Annotated in this window: 18 protein-coding genes; 12 read left to right on the plus strand and 6 right to left on the minus strand. The window is 71.8% G+C overall.

Features of this window, described 5'->3' with window-relative positions; translation table 11 throughout:
• Positions 1–220: 220 nt before the first annotated feature.
• Positions 221–1,429, minus strand: coding sequence for a DUF349 domain-containing protein (locus PVK74_RS28955; protein ID WP_064447113.1), 1,209 nt, complete (start codon positions 1,427–1,429; stop codon positions 221–223).
• 205 nt (positions 1,430–1,634) lie between these two features.
• Between PVK74_RS28955 and PVK74_RS28960 the strand changes: the two genes are divergently transcribed.
• From PVK74_RS28960 to dapF, 3 genes are read left to right on the plus strand one after another with little or no spacing between them, the layout of a single operon-like run.
• A complete protein-coding gene (locus PVK74_RS28960; protein ID WP_274477646.1) occupies positions 1,635–2,354 on the plus strand; it encodes a class III extradiol ring-cleavage dioxygenase family protein in 720 nt (239 codons plus the stop codon).
• Complete coding sequence (gene miaA, locus PVK74_RS28965) at positions 2,351–3,256, plus strand: tRNA (adenosine(37)-N6)-dimethylallyltransferase MiaA (protein WP_274477647.1); 906 nt, start codon at positions 2,351–2,353, stop codon at positions 3,254–3,256. The genes PVK74_RS28960 and miaA overlap by 4 nt, the downstream gene beginning before the upstream one ends.
• A gap of 7 nt (positions 3,257–3,263) precedes the next feature.
• The gene (dapF, locus tag PVK74_RS28970; protein ID WP_274477648.1) at positions 3,264–4,133 is read left to right on the plus strand and encodes a diaminopimelate epimerase; all 870 of its coding nucleotides are present in this window, start codon (positions 3,264–3,266) and stop codon (positions 4,131–4,133) included.
• Between the two features lie 723 nt (positions 4,134–4,856).
• Here the strand turns inward: dapF and PVK74_RS28975 are convergent.
• The gene (locus PVK74_RS28975) at positions 4,857–6,329 is read right to left on the minus strand and encodes an NAD-dependent malic enzyme (RefSeq protein WP_013284747.1); all 1,473 of its coding nucleotides are present in this window, start codon (positions 6,327–6,329) and stop codon (positions 4,857–4,859) included.
• A gap of 196 nt (positions 6,330–6,525) precedes the next feature.
• Here PVK74_RS28975 and hflX point away from each other — a divergent pair, with 196 nt between their 5' ends.
• A complete protein-coding gene (hflX, locus tag PVK74_RS28980) occupies positions 6,526–7,989 on the plus strand; it encodes a GTPase HflX (protein WP_064447118.1) in 1,464 nt (487 codons plus the stop codon).
• 50 nt (positions 7,990–8,039) lie between these two features.
• A complete protein-coding gene (locus tag PVK74_RS28985) occupies positions 8,040–9,725 on the plus strand; it encodes a hypothetical protein (protein ID WP_210869372.1) in 1,686 nt (561 codons plus the stop codon).
• Between the two features lie 56 nt (positions 9,726–9,781).
• Here the strand turns inward: PVK74_RS28985 and lexA are convergent, their stop codons facing one another.
• Positions 9,782–10,564 carry a transcriptional repressor LexA gene (lexA, locus tag PVK74_RS28990; RefSeq protein ID WP_043325711.1) on the minus strand — a complete coding sequence of 261 codons (783 nt, stop codon included), beginning with the start codon at positions 10,562–10,564 and terminating at the stop codon, positions 9,782–9,784.
• Positions 10,565–11,054: 490 nt separating this feature from the next.
• Here lexA and nrdR point away from each other — a divergent pair, with 490 nt between their 5' ends.
• Together nrdR and PVK74_RS29000 are read left to right on the plus strand one after the other, a co-directional pair.
• Positions 11,055–11,555 (plus strand): transcriptional regulator NrdR, encoded by a 501-nt coding sequence (nrdR, locus tag PVK74_RS28995; protein WP_013284751.1) that lies wholly within the window; start codon positions 11,055–11,057, stop codon positions 11,553–11,555.
• Between the two features lie 34 nt (positions 11,556–11,589).
• Positions 11,590–14,487, plus strand: a complete 2,898-nt coding sequence (locus tag PVK74_RS29000; protein ID WP_113971752.1) for a vitamin B12-dependent ribonucleotide reductase — start codon at positions 11,590–11,592, stop codon at positions 14,485–14,487.
• A gap of 70 nt (positions 14,488–14,557) precedes the next feature.
• Here the strand turns inward: PVK74_RS29000 and PVK74_RS29005 are convergent, their stop codons facing one another.
• Genes PVK74_RS29005 through PVK74_RS29015 form a run of 3 tightly spaced genes read right to left on the minus strand, consistent with a single transcriptional unit; the run spans position 14,558 to position 15,812 of the window.
• Positions 14,558–14,740 carry a DUF397 domain-containing protein gene (locus PVK74_RS29005; RefSeq protein WP_274477650.1) on the minus strand — a complete coding sequence of 61 codons (183 nt, stop codon included), beginning with the start codon at positions 14,738–14,740 and terminating at the stop codon, positions 14,558–14,560.
• A gap of 52 nt (positions 14,741–14,792) precedes the next feature.
• Positions 14,793–14,960 (minus strand): DUF397 domain-containing protein, encoded by a 168-nt coding sequence (locus tag PVK74_RS29010; RefSeq protein WP_082931024.1) that lies wholly within the window; start codon positions 14,958–14,960, stop codon positions 14,793–14,795.
• 9 nt (positions 14,961–14,969) lie between these two features.
• Positions 14,970–15,812, minus strand: coding sequence for a helix-turn-helix domain-containing protein (locus PVK74_RS29015; protein ID WP_047891729.1), 843 nt, complete (start codon positions 15,810–15,812; stop codon positions 14,970–14,972).
• Positions 15,813–15,941: 129 nt separating this feature from the next.
• On the opposite strand from PVK74_RS29015, the gene PVK74_RS29020 reads away from it, so the two are divergent.
• The 5 genes from PVK74_RS29020 (at position 15,942) to PVK74_RS29040 (ending at position 18,479) form a co-directional block, all read left to right on the plus strand.
• Positions 15,942–16,130, plus strand: a complete 189-nt coding sequence (locus PVK74_RS29020; protein WP_064447123.1) for a hypothetical protein — start codon at positions 15,942–15,944, stop codon at positions 16,128–16,130.
• Positions 16,127–16,306, plus strand: coding sequence for a hypothetical protein (locus tag PVK74_RS29025; protein WP_069089355.1), 180 nt, complete (start codon positions 16,127–16,129; stop codon positions 16,304–16,306). The genes PVK74_RS29020 and PVK74_RS29025 overlap by 4 nt, the downstream gene beginning before the upstream one ends.
• A 211-nt stretch (positions 16,307–16,517) precedes the next feature.
• On the plus strand, positions 16,518–16,697 hold the full coding sequence (locus PVK74_RS29030) for a hypothetical protein (protein ID WP_064447124.1): 180 nt from the start codon (positions 16,518–16,520) through the stop codon (positions 16,695–16,697).
• A gap of 49 nt (positions 16,698–16,746) precedes the next feature.
• A complete protein-coding gene (locus tag PVK74_RS29035) occupies positions 16,747–17,682 on the plus strand; it encodes a DUF2332 domain-containing protein (RefSeq protein WP_274477651.1) in 936 nt (311 codons plus the stop codon).
• Between the two features lie 155 nt (positions 17,683–17,837).
• Complete coding sequence (locus tag PVK74_RS29040) at positions 17,838–18,479, plus strand: class I SAM-dependent DNA methyltransferase (RefSeq protein WP_274477652.1); 642 nt, start codon at positions 17,838–17,840, stop codon at positions 18,477–18,479.
• The last annotated feature ends 34 nt before the right edge of the window (positions 18,480–18,513 follow it).

Raw genomic sequence — 18,513 nt, forward strand, 5'->3', positions numbered from 1 at the left:
GTGGACGGCCAACCGCGAGATGTCGCACCGGCGACCGTCGACGGCGAGATCAGCCGTCGGTGCCCTCGTGCCGGTGCCTGAACCTGGCTCCGCCGCTCATTCTGATCAGCCCGCCTCGATGCGTCAACCCGGCCCGGACGCAGGTGAGCCCCCGGGCCGGAACGGCCGGGGGCTCACCCGATGTGTCTGTCCGCCGGCCTGCCCGGCCGGGGTGCGTGCGTCAGCCGGCCTGCTCGGCGAGCTGGAGGAACTGCCGCTTCGACGCGAGCGCCTGCTCGGCCTCCTTGATCCGGCGGGCGTCACCGGCGGCCTGGGCCCGGGCCAGCCGGTCCTCGGCCTCGGCGACCTGGGCGCGCATCTGCGCCAGCAGCGGGTTGTCCTCCTTGGAGGTACGCCGCCACGCCGAGTCCATCACCTCGCGGACCTTGTCGTCCACGGCCCGCAGCCGGCGCTCCAGCCCGGACGCGGCCTCGCGGGGCACGCGACCGGCCTCGTGCCACTGCGCCTGGATCTCCCGCAGCTTCGCCTGGGCGCCCTTCGGGTCGGCGTCGACGTCGAGCGCCTCGGCCTCGGCCAGCAGCGCCTGCTTGCGCTCCAGGTTGGCGCGCTGCTCGTTGTCGCGTGCCGAGAAGACCTCGCTGCGCCGGCTGAAGAACTCGTCCTGCGCGGCCCGGAACCGTTCCCAGAGCTTCTGCTCGGCCTCCTTGGCGGCGCGCGGCGCGGCCTTCCACTGGGCCATCAGGTCCTTGAGCTGCCCGGCGGTGACGCCCCAGTCGGTGGAGTCCTTGAGCTTCTCCGCCTCGGCGACCAGCTCCTCCTTGACCGTCTGCGCCTGCTTGCGCTGCTGGTCCAGGGAGGCGAAGTGGGCGCCCCGGCGGCGGGTGAAGCCGTCCCGCGCGGCGGCGAACCGCTTCCACAGCTCACCGTCGGTCTTCTTGTCGACGCCGCGGATGGTCTTCCACTCGTCGAGGATCTCCTTGAGCCGGTCCCCGGCGGTCTTCCAGCCGGTCGACTCGGCCGCCAGCTTCTCGGCCTCCTCGACCAGGGCGGTCTTGCGCGCCAGCGCCTCACCGCGGGCGGCCTCGCGGGCCGCCTTGGCCTCGCCGGCCTTCTCCTCGGCGACGACGGCGAGCTTGTCCAGCCGGGCGGCCAGCGCGTCGAGGTCACCGACCACGTGCGCCTCGGCCAGCGAACCGCGGATCCGCCGGATCGTGGTCAGGGAGTGGCCGGCATCAGCCGCGCCCGAGTTGAGCCGGGCCTCGGTCAGGTCGACCTCGGTCACCAGATCGGCGTAGCGCCGGGCGAAGTGGGCGAGCCCTTCCTCCGGTGCGCCCGCCTGCCAGGATCCGACCACCCGCTCGCCCTCGGTCGTCTTGACGTAGACGGTGCCGTCCTCGTCCACCCGTCCGAAGGCAGTCCAGTCGCTCATGTGCCCATCCTCGTTCTCCCGGCGTCGAGGGGACAGTCCCCTCGAATCGCCGCCACGGCGCAGCAAACTTTCTCCCGGCATTGTCACAGGTCCGACCCGGTCCGTGTCGAGCGCCTGCCGTCGACCGTGACCATACGGTGTCGTACGCCCTCGATGACCGGATCGGCGCGGGGACGCACCGGCGGATCCCGATAGGTTTGGGGGCGTGCCACTGGTCGCCGCCGCAGTCTGCCCCCATCCGCCGCTTATCGTGCCCGAGCTGGCCGGCGCCGCCGCGCCCGAGCTGGACGACCTGCGCGCCGCCGCCGACGCCGCTGTCGCACGGCTGCTCGCCGCCGGGCCCGAGGCGGTCCTGCTCGTCGGAGCAGGGCCGGAGACCGTCCGGTTCAACGCCGCCGACTGGGGTTCCCTGCGCGGCTTCGGGCTGGACCGGCCGGTGCGGCTGTGGAAGATCTCCTGCTCCGGCGCGGAGCGCCTGCCGCTGAGCCTGACCGTCGGCGCCTGGCTGCTCAACCGTTCCGGCACCGAGCTGCCCCGCCTGGCCCGGTCGGTGGCCCACGACGCCACACCGGCGCAGTGCGCGGCGTTCGGCGCGAGCCTGATCGCCGACGACGATCCGCGGGTCGCGCTGCTCGTGCTCGGTGACGGGTCCGCCTGCCGCGGCGTCAAGGCGCCGGGGTACGACGATCCGCGCGCCGAGGCGTACGACGAAGGGGTTGCGGTTGCCCTGGCCGGCGCGGACACGGCGGCGCTGCGCGACCTGGACCCGGTGCTGTCGGCGCAGCTGCGGGTTGCCGGGCGCGCGCCGTGGCAGGCGCTGGCCGGCGCGGTCGACGCGGCCGGCGGCGACTGGCGGGGTGAGCTGGGTTACCACAGCGCGCCCTACGGCGTGGCCTACTTCGTGGCGAACTGGGAGCGGGCATGACCGTCGTGGCGGTGGTCGGGCCGACCGCGGCCGGGAAGTCGGCGCTGAGCATCGCGCTGGCGCACGCGCTCGGCGGCGAGGTGGTCAACGCCGACTCGATGCAGCTCTACCGGGGCATGGACATCGGCACCGCGAAGCTGACGCCGGCCGAACGCGAGGGTGTGCCGCATCACCTGCTGGACATCTGGCCGGTGACCGAGCCGGCGAGCGTCGCGGAGTACCAGGCGCTGGCCCGCGCGGCCGTCGACGACATCCTGGCCCGGGGGCGGGTGCCGCTGCTGGTCGGCGGCTCCGGGCTGTACGTGCGGGCGGTGCTCGAACAGTTCGAGTTTCCCGGCACCGACCCGGCGCTGCGGCAGCGGCTCGAGGCGGAGCTGGCCGCTGTCGGCCCGCTGCCGCTGCACGCGCGGCTGGCCGAGGCGGACCCGGGGGCGGCGGCGAGCATCCTGCCCACGAACGGACGGCGGATCGTGCGGGCGCTGGAGGTGATCGAGCTGACCGGCGCGCCGTTCACCGCGTCGCTGCCGTCGCCCACGCCGTACTACCCGTCGGTGCAGCTCGGCGTCGACCTGGACACCGCGTCGCTGGACGAGCGGATCGCGCTGCGGGTGGACCGGATGTGGGCCGACGGCCTGGTCGACGAGGTGCGGGCGCTGGTCGCCGAAGGGCTGCCCGAGGGCCGTACCGCCAGCCGGGCGCTCGGCTACCAGCAGGTGCTGCGGTTCCTGGCCGGGGAGCTGACCGAGGCCGAAGCGCACGAGGAGACCGTCCGCGCCACCCGCCGGTTCGTCCGCCGGCAGCGCTCCTGGTTCCGGCGCGACCCGCGCGTGCACTGGCTGGACTCGGCGTCGCCCACGTTTCTCGACACTGCCCTGCGGGTGGTCGCCGAGCATCGGCCATGATGGGGGCGTGGAGTTCACAAAGGGTCACGGCACCGGCAACGACTTCGTCATCCTGCCCGACCCGGACGGCACCCTCGACCTGACACCCGGCCTGGTCGCCGCGCTCTGCGACAGGCGGCGCGGCCTCGGCGGCGACGGCGTGCTGCGCGTCGTACGCGCCGCCAAGCACCCCGAGGGCGTCGCGCTCGCCGGCGAGGCCGAGTGGTTCATGGACTACTGGAACTCCGACGGCTCGTTCGCCGAGATGTGCGGCAACGGGGCCCGCGTGTTCGTCCGCTACCTGCTGGACCGTTCGCTGGCCGCCGCCTCGTCCTCGTCGTCCTCGTCCTCGTCGGGCGGGACGCTGCCCATCGCCACCCGCGCCGGCCTGGTCCGGGCCCGCGTCGAGGGCGCGGACGTGGCGGTCGAGATGCGCCGCCCCCGGCTGTACGACACGGCGACCGCCACGCTCGGCGGGCTGACGCTGCCCGGTGCCGCAGTGGACGTCGGCAACCCGCACCTGGTGTGCGCGCTGCCGGCCGCGCTGGAGCTGACCGGCCTCGACCTGACCCGCGCGCCCGAGGTGGACGCCGGGACCTTCCCGGCCGGGGTGAACGTGGAGTTCACCACGCCCGGCGAGCCGGTGACCGGCACCGACGCGCACGTGCTGATGCGGGTCTACGAGCGCGGCTCGGCCGAGACACTGTCCTGCGGCACCGGCGCGTGCGCGGTCGGCGCGGTGGCGTTGCGCGACGCCGGCCTCGACACCGGCACGGTGGCGGTGGACGTACCGGGCGGACGCCTGACGGTCACCGTGACACCCGACTCCTGCTGGCTGTCGGGCCCGGCGGTCCTGGTGGCGACGGGCACCCTGACCCCGTCCGCCCTGACCCCCTGACCGCGCCCTCTCCGTCTGCGGCGCCCCCCTTCGCGGTTGATCAAGGAGTTTGCGGGGGATTTCCGGCGTCCCAGTGACACGAACTCCTTGGTCAACTTGGGGTGTTCGCGGCCCTGGCACGCGGGGCCTTGTCCGTCCGTCCCCCTGGCGCGCTGCCGCCCGGCATGATCAACACCAGCTCGCCGAAGTGGTGGTGTCACGGAGCCTCTGATGGCACCACTTCGGGGAACTGGTGTTGATCAAGGGCGATGATGCCGCCACTTCGGGGAAGTGGAGTCGATCAAGTCGGGGTGAGGGTCATGTGTCCGACTTGTTCCCCTCGGGGTGGGGCGCTGTTGTGGATCTTGGAAGATTAGGGCCCCTCTGGCTGCCATTTCCTTCCAAGATCTCGCGTGGACGCGCGTCGGGCGACGCGCGTCCACGCGGGTGCGGGTGGCGTCGTAGCCGAAGAAGTGTGCGCGTGTGCTGAGAAGAGCGTCTGAGCCGGGCAACTCGCGTGCGGTGGAAGCCGCGCCCCTGTCCCGGAAGCTGCTGGTGTGCCCGAATCGGCACGTGCACCCAGAAGCCGTGCGCGTGCCCGGAACACGCGCGCTCGTGTCTCCGACCCGGCAGGGGCGTGCCCCGCGAGGAGGCGCTGCCCTGAGGAGGTGCTGTCCTGCGAGGAGGCGCTGTCCCGCGAGGAGGCGCTGCCCTGCGAGAGGCGCCGCGAGCGGGAGGAGCGCGTCAGGGGGTGGCGCTGGCGTTGGCGGCGATCTCGGGCAGGTCGGCCGGGCCCGGGTCGGCCGCCGGCGCCGGCGTGGCGGCCGGGTTCTGGGCGGCGGCCCGCACGGCGGCGGCCACCGCCGGGGCGACCCGGGAGTCGAAGACGCTCGGCACGATCACCGTTGGGTTGATCTTGTCTTCGCCGACCACGTCCGCGATGGCCCGGGCGGCGGCGAGCGCCATCTCCTCGGTGAACTCCTCGGCGTGCGCGTCGAGCATGCCGCGGAACACGCCGGGGAAGGCGAGCACGTTGTTGATCTGGTTGGGCTGGTCGGAGCGGCCGGTGGCGACCACGGCGGCGTACTTGCGCGCCTCGCGCGGGTCCACCTCCGGGTCGGGGTTCGCCAGCGCGAAGACGATCGAGTCCTTCGCCATGGCGGCGACGTCCTCGCCGGTGAGCAGGTTCGGCGCGCTCACGCCGATGAACACGTCCGCGCCGCGTACCGCACCGGCCAGGTCGCCGGAGTAGTTCTCCTTGTTGGTGTTCTCGGCCAGCCACTGCCAGGCCGGGTTGAGGTCCGGCAGGCCGCGGTGCAGGGCGCCTTGGCGGTCGTACGCGATGATGTCGCCCACGCCCTGGCGCAGCAGCAGCTTCATGATCGCGGTGCCGGCCGCGCCGGCGCCGGAGACCACGACCCGGACGTCCGCGAGCTGCTTGCCCACGACGCGCAGCGCGTTCGTCAGCGCGGCCAGCACGCAGATCGCGGTGCCGTGCTGGTCGTCGTGGAAGACCGGGATGTCCAGCGCCTCGCGCAGCCGGGCCTCGATCTCGAAGCAGCGTGGCGCGGCGATGTCCTCCAGGTTGATCCCGCCGTACGCGGGCGCGATCGCCTTGACGATCGCCACGATCTCGTCGGTGTCCTGGGTGTCCAGCACCACCGGCCAGGCGTCCACCCCGCCGAAGCGCTTGAACAGGGCGGCCTTGCCCTCCATCACCGGCAGCGAGGCGGCCGGGCCGAGGTTGCCCAGGCCGAGCACGGCGGTGCCGTCGCTGACCACGGCGACGGTGTTGCGCTTGATGGTGAGCCGGCGCGCGTCGGCCGGGTTCTCCGCGATGGCCATGCAGACCCGGGCCACGCCCGGGGTGTACGCGCGGGACAGCTCGTCGCGGGTGCGCAGCGCGACCTTCGGGGTCACCTCGATCTTGCCGCCGAGGTGCAGCAGGAACGTGCGGTCGGAGACCTTGCGGACGTCCACCCCGTCGAGCGCGGTGAGCGCGTCGACGACCTGGTCGGCGTGCCCGGCGTCGGCGGTGTCGCAGGTGAGGTCGACGATCACGTGCGCGGGGTCGGAGTCGACCACGTCCAGCGCGGTGACGATGGCCCCGGCCTCGCCGGCGGCGGTGGTGAGCCGGCCGATGGAGGAGGCGTCGGCGGGTACCGCGATCCGGATGGTGATGGAGAATCCGGCACTCGGCAGTCGTGTGTTGGCCACGAGAAACTCCTCCGTCGGCGCTGAGCGGCTCGACTGGCATTTCTACTCGCCCGCGCAGGTCGCCCGGCATCCGCCCCCGCTACCGGTCAGTAGCGTCACGGGCATAAGGCAGGTGCGCCGGGCGTTGTCACATGTCAGGATTGCTGTCACGCGCCGAAAATTCTCGGCGATGCACGTAACGGACAGGAGACGCAGTTTGCGCGAGCAGGAGACCTTCCATCCCTACACCGACGACGAGCTCGAGGCCACCACGGGCGAGTACGAGCTGTCGGAGCGGCAGGCGCTGCGGCGGGTCCCCGGCCTCTCCACCGAACTCACAGACATCACCGAGGTCGAATACCGCCAGCTGCGGCTGGAGCGGGTCGTCCTGGTCGGCGTCTGGACCGAGGGCACCCAGACCGACGCCGACAACAGCCTCACCGAACTGGCGGCGCTGGCCGAGACGGCCGGCTCGCAGGTCCTCGAAGGGCTGATCCAGCGCCGGCACCGGCCCGACCCGGCCACGTACATCGGTCGCGGCAAGGTCGACGACCTGGGCGCGGTGGTGCTGTCCACCGGCGCCGACACCATCATCTGCGACGGTGAGCTGTCGCCGTCGCAGCTGCGCAACCTGGAGCAGCGCACCAAGGTCAAGGTGGTCGACCGGACCGCCCTGATCCTCGACATCTTCGCCCAGCACGCCAAGAGCAAGGAGGGCAAGGCGCAGGTCGAGCTGGCCCAGCTCGAATACCTGCTGCCGCGCCTGCGCGGTTGGGGCGAGACGCTGTCCCGGCAGACCGGCGGTAGCGGTCGCGGCGGTGGCGCCGGCGGCGGCGTGGGCCTGCGCGGTCCCGGTGAGACCAAGCTGGAGACCGACCGGCGGCGTATCCGCCACCGCATCGCGCGGCTGCGCCGCGAGATCAAGAGCATGGCGACGGTACGCCAGACCAAGCGCTCCCGGCGCACCCGTAACGCGGTGCCGGCGGTGGCCATCGCCGGCTACACCAACGCCGGCAAGTCCAGCCTGCTCAACCGCCTCACCGGGGCGGGCGTGCTGGTGGAGAACGCGCTGTTCGCCACGCTGGACCCGACCACCCGCCGCGCCACCACGTCCGACGGGCGGCTCTACACGCTGTCCGACACGGTCGGCTTCGTCCGGCACCTGCCGCACCAGATCGTCGAGGCGTTCCGCTCGACGCTGGAGGAGGTCGCCGACGCGGACCTGGTCGTGCACGTGGTCGACGGCACCCACCCGGACCCGGAGGAGCAGGTCCGGGCGGTACGCGAGGTGCTCGCCGAGGTGGGCGCCGACCGGCTGCCGGAGCTCCTGGTGGTGAACAAGACCGACGCCACCGACGAGGAGACGATGCTGCGGCTCAAGCGGCTGTGGCCGGACGCCGTGTTCGTCTCCGCGCACAGTGGCCGCGGGATCGACGAGCTGCGCGAGGCGGTCGAGCGCCGGCTGCCCCGGCCGGCCGTCGAGGTGCGCGTCGTGCTCCCGTACGACCGGGGTGACCTGGTCGCCCGGGCGCACCGGCAGGGTGAGGTGCTCAGCACCGCTCACCTGCCCGAAGGCACGCTGCTGCACGTACGGGTGGGCCAGGGGCTCGCCGCCGAGCTCGCGCCCTACCGGGCGGGGGATCGGCTGACCAGCGACGAGCGGGTGGGCGCCGGACGGTGAGCCGTCCGGCGTCACCCGCCGGAAACCCGCGTCGTGCGACACTGAGCGTCATGCGGCACGTTGTCTCCTCGGTCACGCTCGCGCTCGGCCTGGTCGGCGCGGTCGTGGCGCCGGCCGGGCCGGCCCCGGCGGCTCCCGCCGCGGCCCCCGTGCTGGCCGCGGCTCCCAAGAAGAAGTGCACGGTCGAGGACAACCGCCTCCGCGAGCTGTCCGGCCTGATCGCCACGAGCAGCGGGTACGTCGTGATCAACGACGGCACCGACGACCCCAGCCGCAAGCGGGTCTTCTACCTGGACGCCAAGTGCAAGGTCGAGAAGGAGGTCCGGTACTCCGGTGACGGGCCCTTCGACACGGAGGACCTGGCGCTCGGCCCGGACCGCAAGACCCTCTGGATCGCCGACACCGGCGACAACGTGGAGAAGAAGACCCGCCGGGAGCGGGTCGCGGTCTGGACGATGCCGCTCAGCGGCGCGAAGCAGCCCGTGCTGCACCGGCTCAGCTACCCGGGCAAGGAGCCGCACGACGCGGAGGCCCTGCTCGTCGGCGACGACAACATGCCGCTGGTGATCACCAAGGACCTGTCCGGCAAGTCGGAGATCTTCACGCCGACGGTGAAGCTGAAGACCGCCGGCGACCCCGAGCCGATCCCGATGAAGAAGGTCGGCGAGGTCACGCTGCCGAAGACCGACACCGAGAACAAGCTCGGGTCGCCCGGGCGAGCGCTGGTGACCGGCGCGGCCCGTTCACCCGACGGCAGCAAGGTCGTGCTGCGCACGTACGCCGACGCGTTCGAGTTCGACGTGTCCGGCGGCGACATCGTCAAGGCGCTGACCACAGGTAAGCCCCGGATCACCCCGCTGGCCGACCCGTTCGGCGAGGCGATCTCGTACACGCCCGACGGCAAGTTGTTCGTCACCGTCTCCGACGGCGGGACGCTGGACGACTCGGATCCGATCGACATTCTCAGCTACACGCCGTCCACCAGTGGCGCGGAGGCGCTCCCGAACGGCGGCAAGGCCGAGACGAAGGCGGCCGCCGAGAAGTCCTGGCTCGAAGGGCTCTCACTCGACGAGATCACGTACCTGATCGCGGCGGTCGGGGTGATCGGCGCGCTCCTGGTCGGCGCGGGCGTCTTCGGGATCCTGCGGTCGCGGCGCAAGCCCGCGCCGCGGGCCGAGGAGCCGGAGCGCAGCGGCGAGTTCCCGGTGAACGGCGGGTTCCCGTCGGCGGAACGGCCGGAGGCACCGCGCGGCGGGGTCTACGGCGGGGGCCAGGGCGGTGTCTACGGTGGCGCGGCGAACGGCGACCGTCCGCCCTCGGGCGGCGTCTACGGCGGTGGCCGGCCGGGTGGCGGCGTGTACGGCGGCGGCCCTCAGGAGGGCGGCCGTGGCCAGGGCGGTGGCCGTCCCCCGGGCGGCACCCGTCCGCAGGGTGGTGGGGTGTACGGCGGTGGCGCCCCGGCCGGCGGCGGAGGTCGCGGTGGCGGTGTCTACGGCGGTGGCCAGGGCGGCGGCGGCCAGGGCGGTTCAGGTCGTGGCGGTCAGGGTGGCGGCCCGGGCGGGCCCGGTTACCGCGGGCAGCCCGGTGGCGGGCCGCGCGGAGGCGGCGGCCGGGCCGAGCCGCCGCGTCGCGGCCAGGACCCGCGTGGCGCGCGCCGCGACGACGGCTACGACGACCGGGGCCAGTACGGCCCGGTGTCCGGTGGTGGCCGGGAGTACCGGGGCGACCGCTACTGAGACGACATGGAAAAGGGGGTGACCGCGACGGTCACCCCCTTTCCGCTGCTGTGGGGTCAGATGCGGCGCAGCACCGCCACCACGCGACCCATGATGGTGGCGTCGTCGCCGGGGATCGGGTCGAAGGCCGGGTTCTGCGGCATCAGCCAGACGTGCCCGTCCCGCCGCCGGTAGGTCTTGACCGTCGCCTCGCCGTCGAGCATCGCGGCGACGATGTCGCCGACCTCGGCGTTGGGCTGCTGCCGGACGACCACCCAGTCGCCGTCGCAGATCGCCGCGTCGAGCATCGAGTCGCCCTTGACCTGCAGCATGAAGACCTCGCCCTCGCCGACCAGCTCGCGGGGGAGGGGGAAGATGTCCTCCACCGCCTGCTCGGCCAGGATCGGCCCACCGGCGGCGATGCGGCCCAGCATCGGCACGTACGCCGGGGTGGGGCGCTGCGCGCGGGCGGCCTCGTCGTCGGCCTCGCCCGGGGCCCGGACGTCGACGGCGCGTGGCCGGTTCGGGTCGCGGCGCAGGAAGCCCTTCTTCTCCAGCTCCTTGAGCTGGTAGGCGACGCTGGACGGGGAGACCAGGCCGACCGCCTCACCGATCTCGCGCACGCTCGGCGGGTAGCCGTGCCGCTCGACCCAGGTGCGGATGAACTCCAGGATCCGCCGCTGCCGGGCGGTCAGGTCGACGCTCGTCGGGTCGGGGAAGCTGCTCACCACCGGCGTGACCGGGCGTACCGCCGCCGGGGCGGTGCGGCTGCGGGCGGCGCGGGGGCGGCGGGTCGCCGGAGGACCCGCCCCGTCGTTCGGCTGCGGGTTCTTCTGCCGGCTGGCCCGGTCCTCGGTCACGTCCGTCCCTCCCTGGTCGGCGCTGGGGTGCCTCGTCGGCTCGTGGTGCGTGTGGTCTGACCGTATAGGTGAGATCGGTCATTTTCAAACATCTGTACGACCTGCTGTCGGCGTGTCGTGCCGAATTCCTGGATTTCCGAACTGTTGTTCTGATAGAAGAGTACGCCGCTCGTACAGATGTTCCATCGCGGCGGGCCGTGTCCAGCGCGGGAGGCCGTCCGTTGGGCTCCTCGGCGGGGCCGCGCCGACCGTGATTCTGATGACGCGCCGGACACGCCCGCCAACTTGACCTCGCTTGGGGTTCGGCATACGGTCGACCCCTAGATGTAGTAGTCACACGGGCGTAAGTCGCCCACAGGTTGGGTTCAACTACCGAACGCACTCCCGCACCGCGCATCCGGCGACGGTCATCGGACGATGACTCCGCCGTGCCGACGTGTGCCCGGGAGCCGGTAGGTGTGCCCGCGATCGACGCCAGGAGGTCGGGCCCATGCGCTGTCCGTACTGCCGGCACGCCGACTCCCGGGTGGTCGACTCGCGGGAGGCCGACGACGGCCAGCTCATCCGGCGGCGGCGGTCCTGCCCGGAGTGCGGCAAACGGTTCACCACCGTCGAGGAGGCGGTGCTCGCGGTGGTCAAGCGCAGCGGGGTGACCGAGCCGTTCAGCCGTACGAAGATCATCGGCGGGGTGCGCAAGGCGTGCCAGGGGCGGCCGGTCGACGACGACTCGATCGCGCTGCTGGCACAGAAGGTCGAGGAGACCGTACGGGCCAAGGGGGCGGCCGAGATCCCCAGCCACGAGGTGGGCCTGGCCATCCTCGGCCCGTTGCGCGACCTCGACGAGGTGGCCTACATGCGGTTCGCCAGCGTCTACCGGTCCTTCGACTCGCTCGCCGACTTCGAGCGGGAGATCGAGACGCTGCGGGCCGCCGCGCGCGCCCGGGAGGGCGCCGGTGCCGGTGCGGCGGACGCCGCCGGCGCGATCAGCTGACATTTTCGGGTTTCTGACAGGTACACGAGGCGCGGTGGGTGACCGTGCCGACGAGGGGGGCGAGGGCGTGACGACCAGCAGGTCACGGAACAAGGCCGGGGCGGGGCTGAAGATCGAGCGCGTCTGGACGACCGAGGGGGTGCATCCCTACGACGAGGTCACCTGGGAGCGCCGCGACGTCGTCATGACGAACTGGCGGGACGGCTCGATCAACTTCGAGCAGCGCGGGGTGGAGTTCCCCGAGTCCTGGTCGGTGAACGCGGCGAACATTGTGACCACCAAGTACTTCCGGGGCGCGGTGGGGACCCCGGAGCGGGAGTGGTCGCTGCGGCAGCTGATCGACCGGGTGGTCGACACCTACCGCACCGCCGGTGAGGAGTACGGCTACTTCGCCACCCCGGCCGACGCCGAGGTGTTCGCGCACGAGCTGACCTGGATGCTGCTGCACCAGGTGTTCAGCTTCAACTCGCCGGTGTGGTTCAACGTCGGCACGCCGTCGCCGCAGCAGGTCAGCGCCTGCTTCATCCTGTCGGTCGACGACTCGATGGACTCCATCCTCGACTGGTACAAGGAGGAGGGGCGGATCTTCCAGGGCGGCTCGGGCGCCGGGGTGAACCTGTCCCGCATCCGTTCCTCGAAGGAACTGCTCTCCTCCGGCGGCACCGCCTCCGGCCCGGTCAGCTTCATGCGCGGCGCGGACGCCTCCGCCGGCACCATCAAGTCCGGCGGCGCCACCCGGCGCGCGGCCAAGATGGTCATCCTCGACGTCGACCACCCGGACATCGAGGAGTTCGTGGCGACCAAGGCGCGCGAGGAGGACAAGATCCGCGCGCTGCGCGACGCCGGGTTCGACATGGACCTGGGCGGCGCCGACATCGTCAGCGTGCAGTACCAGAACGCCAACAACTCGGTCCGCGTCTCCGACGAGTTCATGACCGCCGTGGAGAACGGTGGCGGCTTCGACCTGCGCGGCCGGCTCGACGGGCAGACCATCGAGACGATCGACGCGAAGAAGCTGTTCCGCACCATCTCCCAGGCCGCGTGGGAGTGCGCCGACCCGGGCCTGCAGTACGACGACACCATCAACGACTGGCACACCTGCCCGGAGACCGGGCGGATCACCGCGTCGAACCCGTGCTCGGAGTACCTGCACCTGGACAACTCCTCGTGCAACCTGGCCTCGCTGAACCTGATGAAGTTCCTGCGCGCCGACGGCGGCTTCGAGGTGGAGAAGTTCGTCAAGTCGGTCGAGTTCGTCATCACCGCGATGGACATCTCGATCTGCTTCGCCGACTTCCCGACCGAGAAGATCGGTGAGACCACCCGCGCCTACCGGCAGCTCGGCATCGGGTACGCCAACCTGGGCGCGCTGCTGATGGCGTCCGGCCTGCCGTACGACTCGGAGCAGGGCCGGGAGGTGTCCGCCGCGATCACCTCGCTGATGACCGGCACCGCCTACCGCCGGTCCGCCGAGCTGGCCGGCATCGTCGGCCCGTACGACGGCTACGCCCGCAACGCCGAGCCGCACAAGCGGGTCATGCGCAAGCACGCCGCCGCCAACGACGCGATCAAGCCGACCGGCACCGTGGGCACCGCCGTGCAGCGCGAGGCGACCAAGCAGTGGACGCTGGGCAACAAGCTCGGTGACAAGCACGGCTGGCGCAACTCGCAGGCCAGCGTGCTCGCCCCGACCGGCACCATCGGCCTGATGATGGACTGCGACACCACCGGCGTCGAGCCGGACCTGGCGTTGGTGAAGTTCAAGAAGCTGGTCGGTGGCGGCTCGATGCAGATCGTCAACCAGACCGTGCCGCGCGCCCTGCGCAGCCTCGGCTACCCCGAGGAGCAGGTCGAGGCGATCGTCGAGCACATCGCCGACCACGGCCACGTGGTGGACGCCCCGGGCCTCAAGCCGGAGCACTACCCGGTCTTCGACTGCGCCATGGGTGAGCGCTCGATCGCGCCGATGGGCCACGTGCGGATGATGGCGGCCGTCCAGCCGTTCATCTCCGGCGCCATCTCCAAGACGGTCAACATGCCGGAGCAGGCCACCGTCGAGGACGTCGAGAAGATCTACTTCGAGGGCTGGAAGCTCGGCCTCAAGGCGCTGGCGATCTACCGGGACAACTGCAAGGTCGGCCAGCCGCTGTCGGCGGCGAAGAAGAACAAGAGCACCGTCGAGACCCAGGCCCCGGCCGCCGAGCCGGAGAAGGTCGTGGAGAAGGTCGTCGAGTACCGCCCGGTGCGCAAGCGGCTGCCGAAGAAGCGCCCGTCGGAGACCATCTCCTTCTCGGTCGGCGGCGCGGAGGGCTACCTCACCGCCTCGTCGTACCCGGACGACGGTCTCGGCGAGGTCTTCCTCAAGATGTCGAAGCAGGGCTCGACCCTGGCCGGCGTGATGGACGCCTTCTCGGTGGCCATCTCCATCGGTCTCCAGTACGGCGTCCCGCTGGAGACGTACGTCAGCAAGTTCACCAACATGCGCTTCGAGCCGGCCGGCATGACCGACGACCCGGACGTGCGGATGGCCGCCTCGGTGATGGACTACATCTTCCGTCGCCTGGCGCTGGACTTCCTGCCGTACGACCGCCGCGCCGAGCTGGGCATCTTCACCGCCAAGGAGCGGGCCGCCCAGCTCGCGGCCGAGGCGGAGGCGGAGGCGAGCGGTGCGGACCTCACCGCGATGGCCGCCTCCGCCCCGGTCGAGGCGCCGGAGCCGAAGACCGGCCCGATCGCGCAGCCGGCGCAGGAGATGGCCGACGTCGCCGCGGTCAAGCCCGCTCCGGTGGTGGGTTCCAGCACGGAGCTGCTGGAGGCCGTGATCGGCAAGGCCGCCGACGCGCCGCTCTGCTTCACCTGCGGCACGAAGATGCGGCCCGCCGGTAGCTGCTACGTCTGCGAGGGCTGCGGCTCCACCAGCGGCTGCAGCTGACGACCGACCGAAGACGCGAGCGCGGCAGGGACCTCCCTGCCGCGCTCGCGCGTGCTTTGGCGAGTCGGGCTCAGCGCAGGGTACGGAGGAACACCTGCCACGGCTGACGCCCAAAGCGCAGAACCGGGCCGGACGCATCCTTGCTGTCGCGGATCAGGATGCTCCCGTTGACTGCGGCAATCTCAACGCACGCTCCGCAGTTGTTGTCGCTGCGACTCGATTTGCGCCACTTGATGCCGATCCGGTCTGTCATGCCACCTCCATTTCCTGCCAGCGCCTGGCACGAGCACCGCCGAGGTGGGCGCTCAGCGCAGGGTGCGGAGGAACGCTTGCCACGGCTGACGCTTGAAGCGTAGAACCGCGCCGCCTGCATCCTTGCTGTCGCGGACTTCTACTGCCTGGTCGGCGTATCTCGCTTCGACGCAGGCTCCGTTGGTGCCGCTCCGGGTGCTCTTGCGCCACTGCGAGTCCACGTCCGCCTCCTACTCCACGGGCAGCGCGCCTCGGATTGCTTTGATCATTGCCGCCGAGTCGGTTGGCGACAGGGCCGCGGCGCGCAGGCTGTTGAACACCACCGTACAGCGGCGCACATCCTCGCCCTCCGCGTAGAGATCGCCCGTCAAACCCTCGATGTACACCACGCTGGGGCCGTCAGCGAAGTTGAGGATGTGGAAGCTCGACAGCATGGAAGCGTAGGCACCTTCCCGGAACGGGATCACCTGGACCGTGACGTTCCATCGGCTGCCGGCGTCGAGCAAGGCGGTGAGCTGGTCGGCCATGACGGCTGCACCACCGATCTGGCGGTGCAGGACTGCTTCGTCCAGTACAGCTACCAGGCGGAGCTTGCCCGACGAGATCAGCTCCTGGCGGTGCGTCCGGACGGCGACTCGCCTCTCGACCGCCTCGGGTGAAGGTTCGAAGGCATCCTCCGCCATCATCGCCCGCGAGTATGCCGGTGTCTGGAGCAGGCCCGGCACGACAAGCGTCTCGAAGGTCTGCACCTCCTCGGCTGCGGATTCCAATCCGATGTACTGCCGATACGACGAGGGTAGATCCCCGTATTTCGCCCACCAGCCGCGCTGCTTCCCGGTGCGCGCCATCGACAGCAGCGTGTCGCGCAGTTCGGCATCGGTGACGCCGTAGCGATCAAGCAGCGCGTTGAGCGCAGGGCCTTTGATACCGACCCGACCGGCCTCGATGCGGCGCAGGGTGCTCGCGGTCACCTCGATTGCCGCCGCTGCTTCCTCGGCGGTGACATCGGCCTGCTCTCGCGCTTTGCGTAACTGCGCCCCGAGCTGGAAGCGAACGAAGGTCGGACTTTCCATGCCGGTGATTGTGCCGCCGGCCGGCGTGCGGTGGACACGCGACACGCCCGCACGACATGCGCGCACATCTTTGACTGGCTGAAAATGCGTGCGCAAAATTACCCGCGCATGAACGAAGTAGGAGGCGGCATGCGTGCTCGTGTGTCGTACGAGGAGTACGTGTTGGCGGTCGCGCTGACCCTCGCCCGGCGGCACCGTCCGGTGTGGTCCTGGCGACGCTGGCGGTGGATCTGCCGCTGCGGTGCGGAACTGCCGTGCCGCGCACGCCATCGCATCCCGATCCGTCGCGGCCACTGGCCGGGTGAGGAGCAGACGTGACGGAGCCGCAGGTCCGGCAGATCCTGTCGGTACACGTACCCGGCGTCGACGGCTTCTGCACGGGGTGCCGGGCATGGTGGGCGCGTCTGTGCCCGTACCCCTGTCAGCAGGTCGAATGGGCGGCCCGCAGGCAGGCGCGGACCGCCACCCGGCGCTTCCTGGACGGCCTCCGGTGACCACCCACGGGCCGGTTCTTCCGGTGTGGAGCTGCGGTGGGTGTGGCGCTCCGTGGCCCTGCCCGACGCGGCGTCGCGAGCTGCGGGCCGAGTTCGCCGGAGCGCCGGTGTCGTTGAGCTTGTACATGGGGTCCTATCTGGTGTGGGCGGCGGAGGATCTGACCTGGGTACCGGCCGGGGTGTTGCATCAGCGCTTCCTCGGGTGGGTGCGATGAGTGTCATTCGGCCGGGCGACGAACGGTTCCACTACTGCGACGGCTCGCACCGGTGGGTGCCGCTCGATCCGGACTTCGACCAGGAGGTCTGGGAGGCCATGGTGCGCGAGCACCAACAGCGGCACCTGGAGGAGATCTCCCGAGGGCTTCGTCCCCGTCGGCCCAAACTTCCGTAGGTGCCCACTGTCACAGCCCATCGCGTACGCGAGCTGGAATGCTCGGGGGATGAGCACGACCGACATCTATCGGGTCTTCGCCGAGCGTGAGACGCGCGGCGTGTCCCCGGCGTACGAGCGGTTGTCGCGGGTGGTCGCCGGTGACCCGGAGCTGCTCGCTCTGCTCGACACGCTGCCGCCGGCCAAGCGTCAGCCGAACCTGCTGTTCGGGGTGGTGCGGCTGCGCGGCGGGCCGGTGGACGACCCGGCGGCGTTCCGCGCGTACGTGATGGGGCACTGGCCGGACGTGGCGGCGCAGATGCGGGTGCGGGCGACGCAGACGAACGAGGCGGGACGCTGCGCGGCTCTGCTGCCGGTGCTCGCCGCGTTGCCGCAGCCGCTGGCGTTGCTGGAGGTCGGCGCCTCCGCCGGGCTGTGCCTCTACCCGGACCGGTACGCCTACCGCTACGGCGATCGGCGGATCGGCGACGGCGAGCCGTTGCTCGACTGTGACCTGACCGGCACCGAGCCGCCGCAGCGGCTGCCCGAGGTGGTGTGGCGGGCCGGGCTGGACGTGAACCCGCTCGACGTCACCGACCCGGCGGACCGGGCCTGGCTGGAGGCGCTGATCTGGCCGGAGCACCGGCACCGCCGGGACCGGCTGCGCGCCGCGGCGGCGGTCGCGGCGGCCGATCCGCCACTGCTGGTACGCGGGGACCTGGTCGACGACCTGCCCGCGCTGGCGGCGCAGGCCCCGCCCGGGGCGACGCTCGTGGTGTTCCACAGTTCGGTGCTCTACCAGGTGCCGCAGCCACGGCGGGACGCGTTCACCGCGCTGGTCCGGACCCTGCCCGGCCACTGGATAGCCAACGAGGACCCGTCGGTGCTGCCCCACGCCGACCTGCCCGAGCCATTGGCTGAGGGCTTCCACAACGTCCTGGCCCTCGACGGCCGTCCCGTGGCCTGGACGACAGGCCACGGCCAGTCCCTCACCTGGTTCCGCTGACCGCCCACCCCCGCCCGGCCCGCCGTCCTCGTCGATCATGAAGTTGACGGCGCGACACGCCGATGCGGTGGCCGCTAACTTCATGGTCAACGAAGGCGGGCGGGCGGGGGCGGGCGGGCGGGGCGCGGGCGGGCGTTGAACTAGGGTCGGCGGGCGTGACCGAACCTGCCTGGCTGGTCGAGACGCGTGCCGCCTACGACGCCGTCGCCGAGGACTACGCGCGGCTGCTGCCCGATGTGGTGGAGCCACCGCTGGATCGGGCGCTGCTGGCCGCGTACGCCGAGATGGTCGGGCCCGGACGGGCGGTGCTGGAGGTGGGCTGCGGCACCGGTCGCGTCACCGCCCACCTGCACCGGCTCGGCCTCGACATCGGCGGCGTCGACCTCTCGCCCGGCATGGTGGCGGTGGCCCGGCGGACGTACCCGGATCTGCGCTTCGAGGTCGGCTCGCTGACCGAGCTGAGCGCGCCGGACGGGTCGCTGGCCGGGCTGGTCTCCTGGTACTCGCTGATCCACCTCCCGCCGGAACTGCTGCCCGAGGTGTTCGCCGGCTTCCACCGGGTGCTCGTCCCGGGTGGCCACCTGCTGCTGGCGGTGAAGGCCGGCGACCGGCTCGACCGCCGGGAGCAGGCATACGGCCACCGGATCGGGTACGACGTCTACTGGCTGTCGCCGGAGCGGCTGGCCGGGCAACTCGCTACGGCCGGGTTCGCGGTGACGGCGACGACGGTCCGCGCGCCGGCCGACGGCGAGCGGCAGCCCCAGGCGTTCCTGCTCGCGCAGCGTCCGGCCGATTGAACCGGACGCTGCGCGAAGCGCGCCGCCGACCTCG

It is taken from the genome of Micromonospora chalcea, from assembly GCF_028768405.1.
GTDB classification, from domain to species: Bacteria; Actinomycetota; Actinomycetes; order Mycobacteriales; family Micromonosporaceae; genus Micromonospora; species Micromonospora chalcea.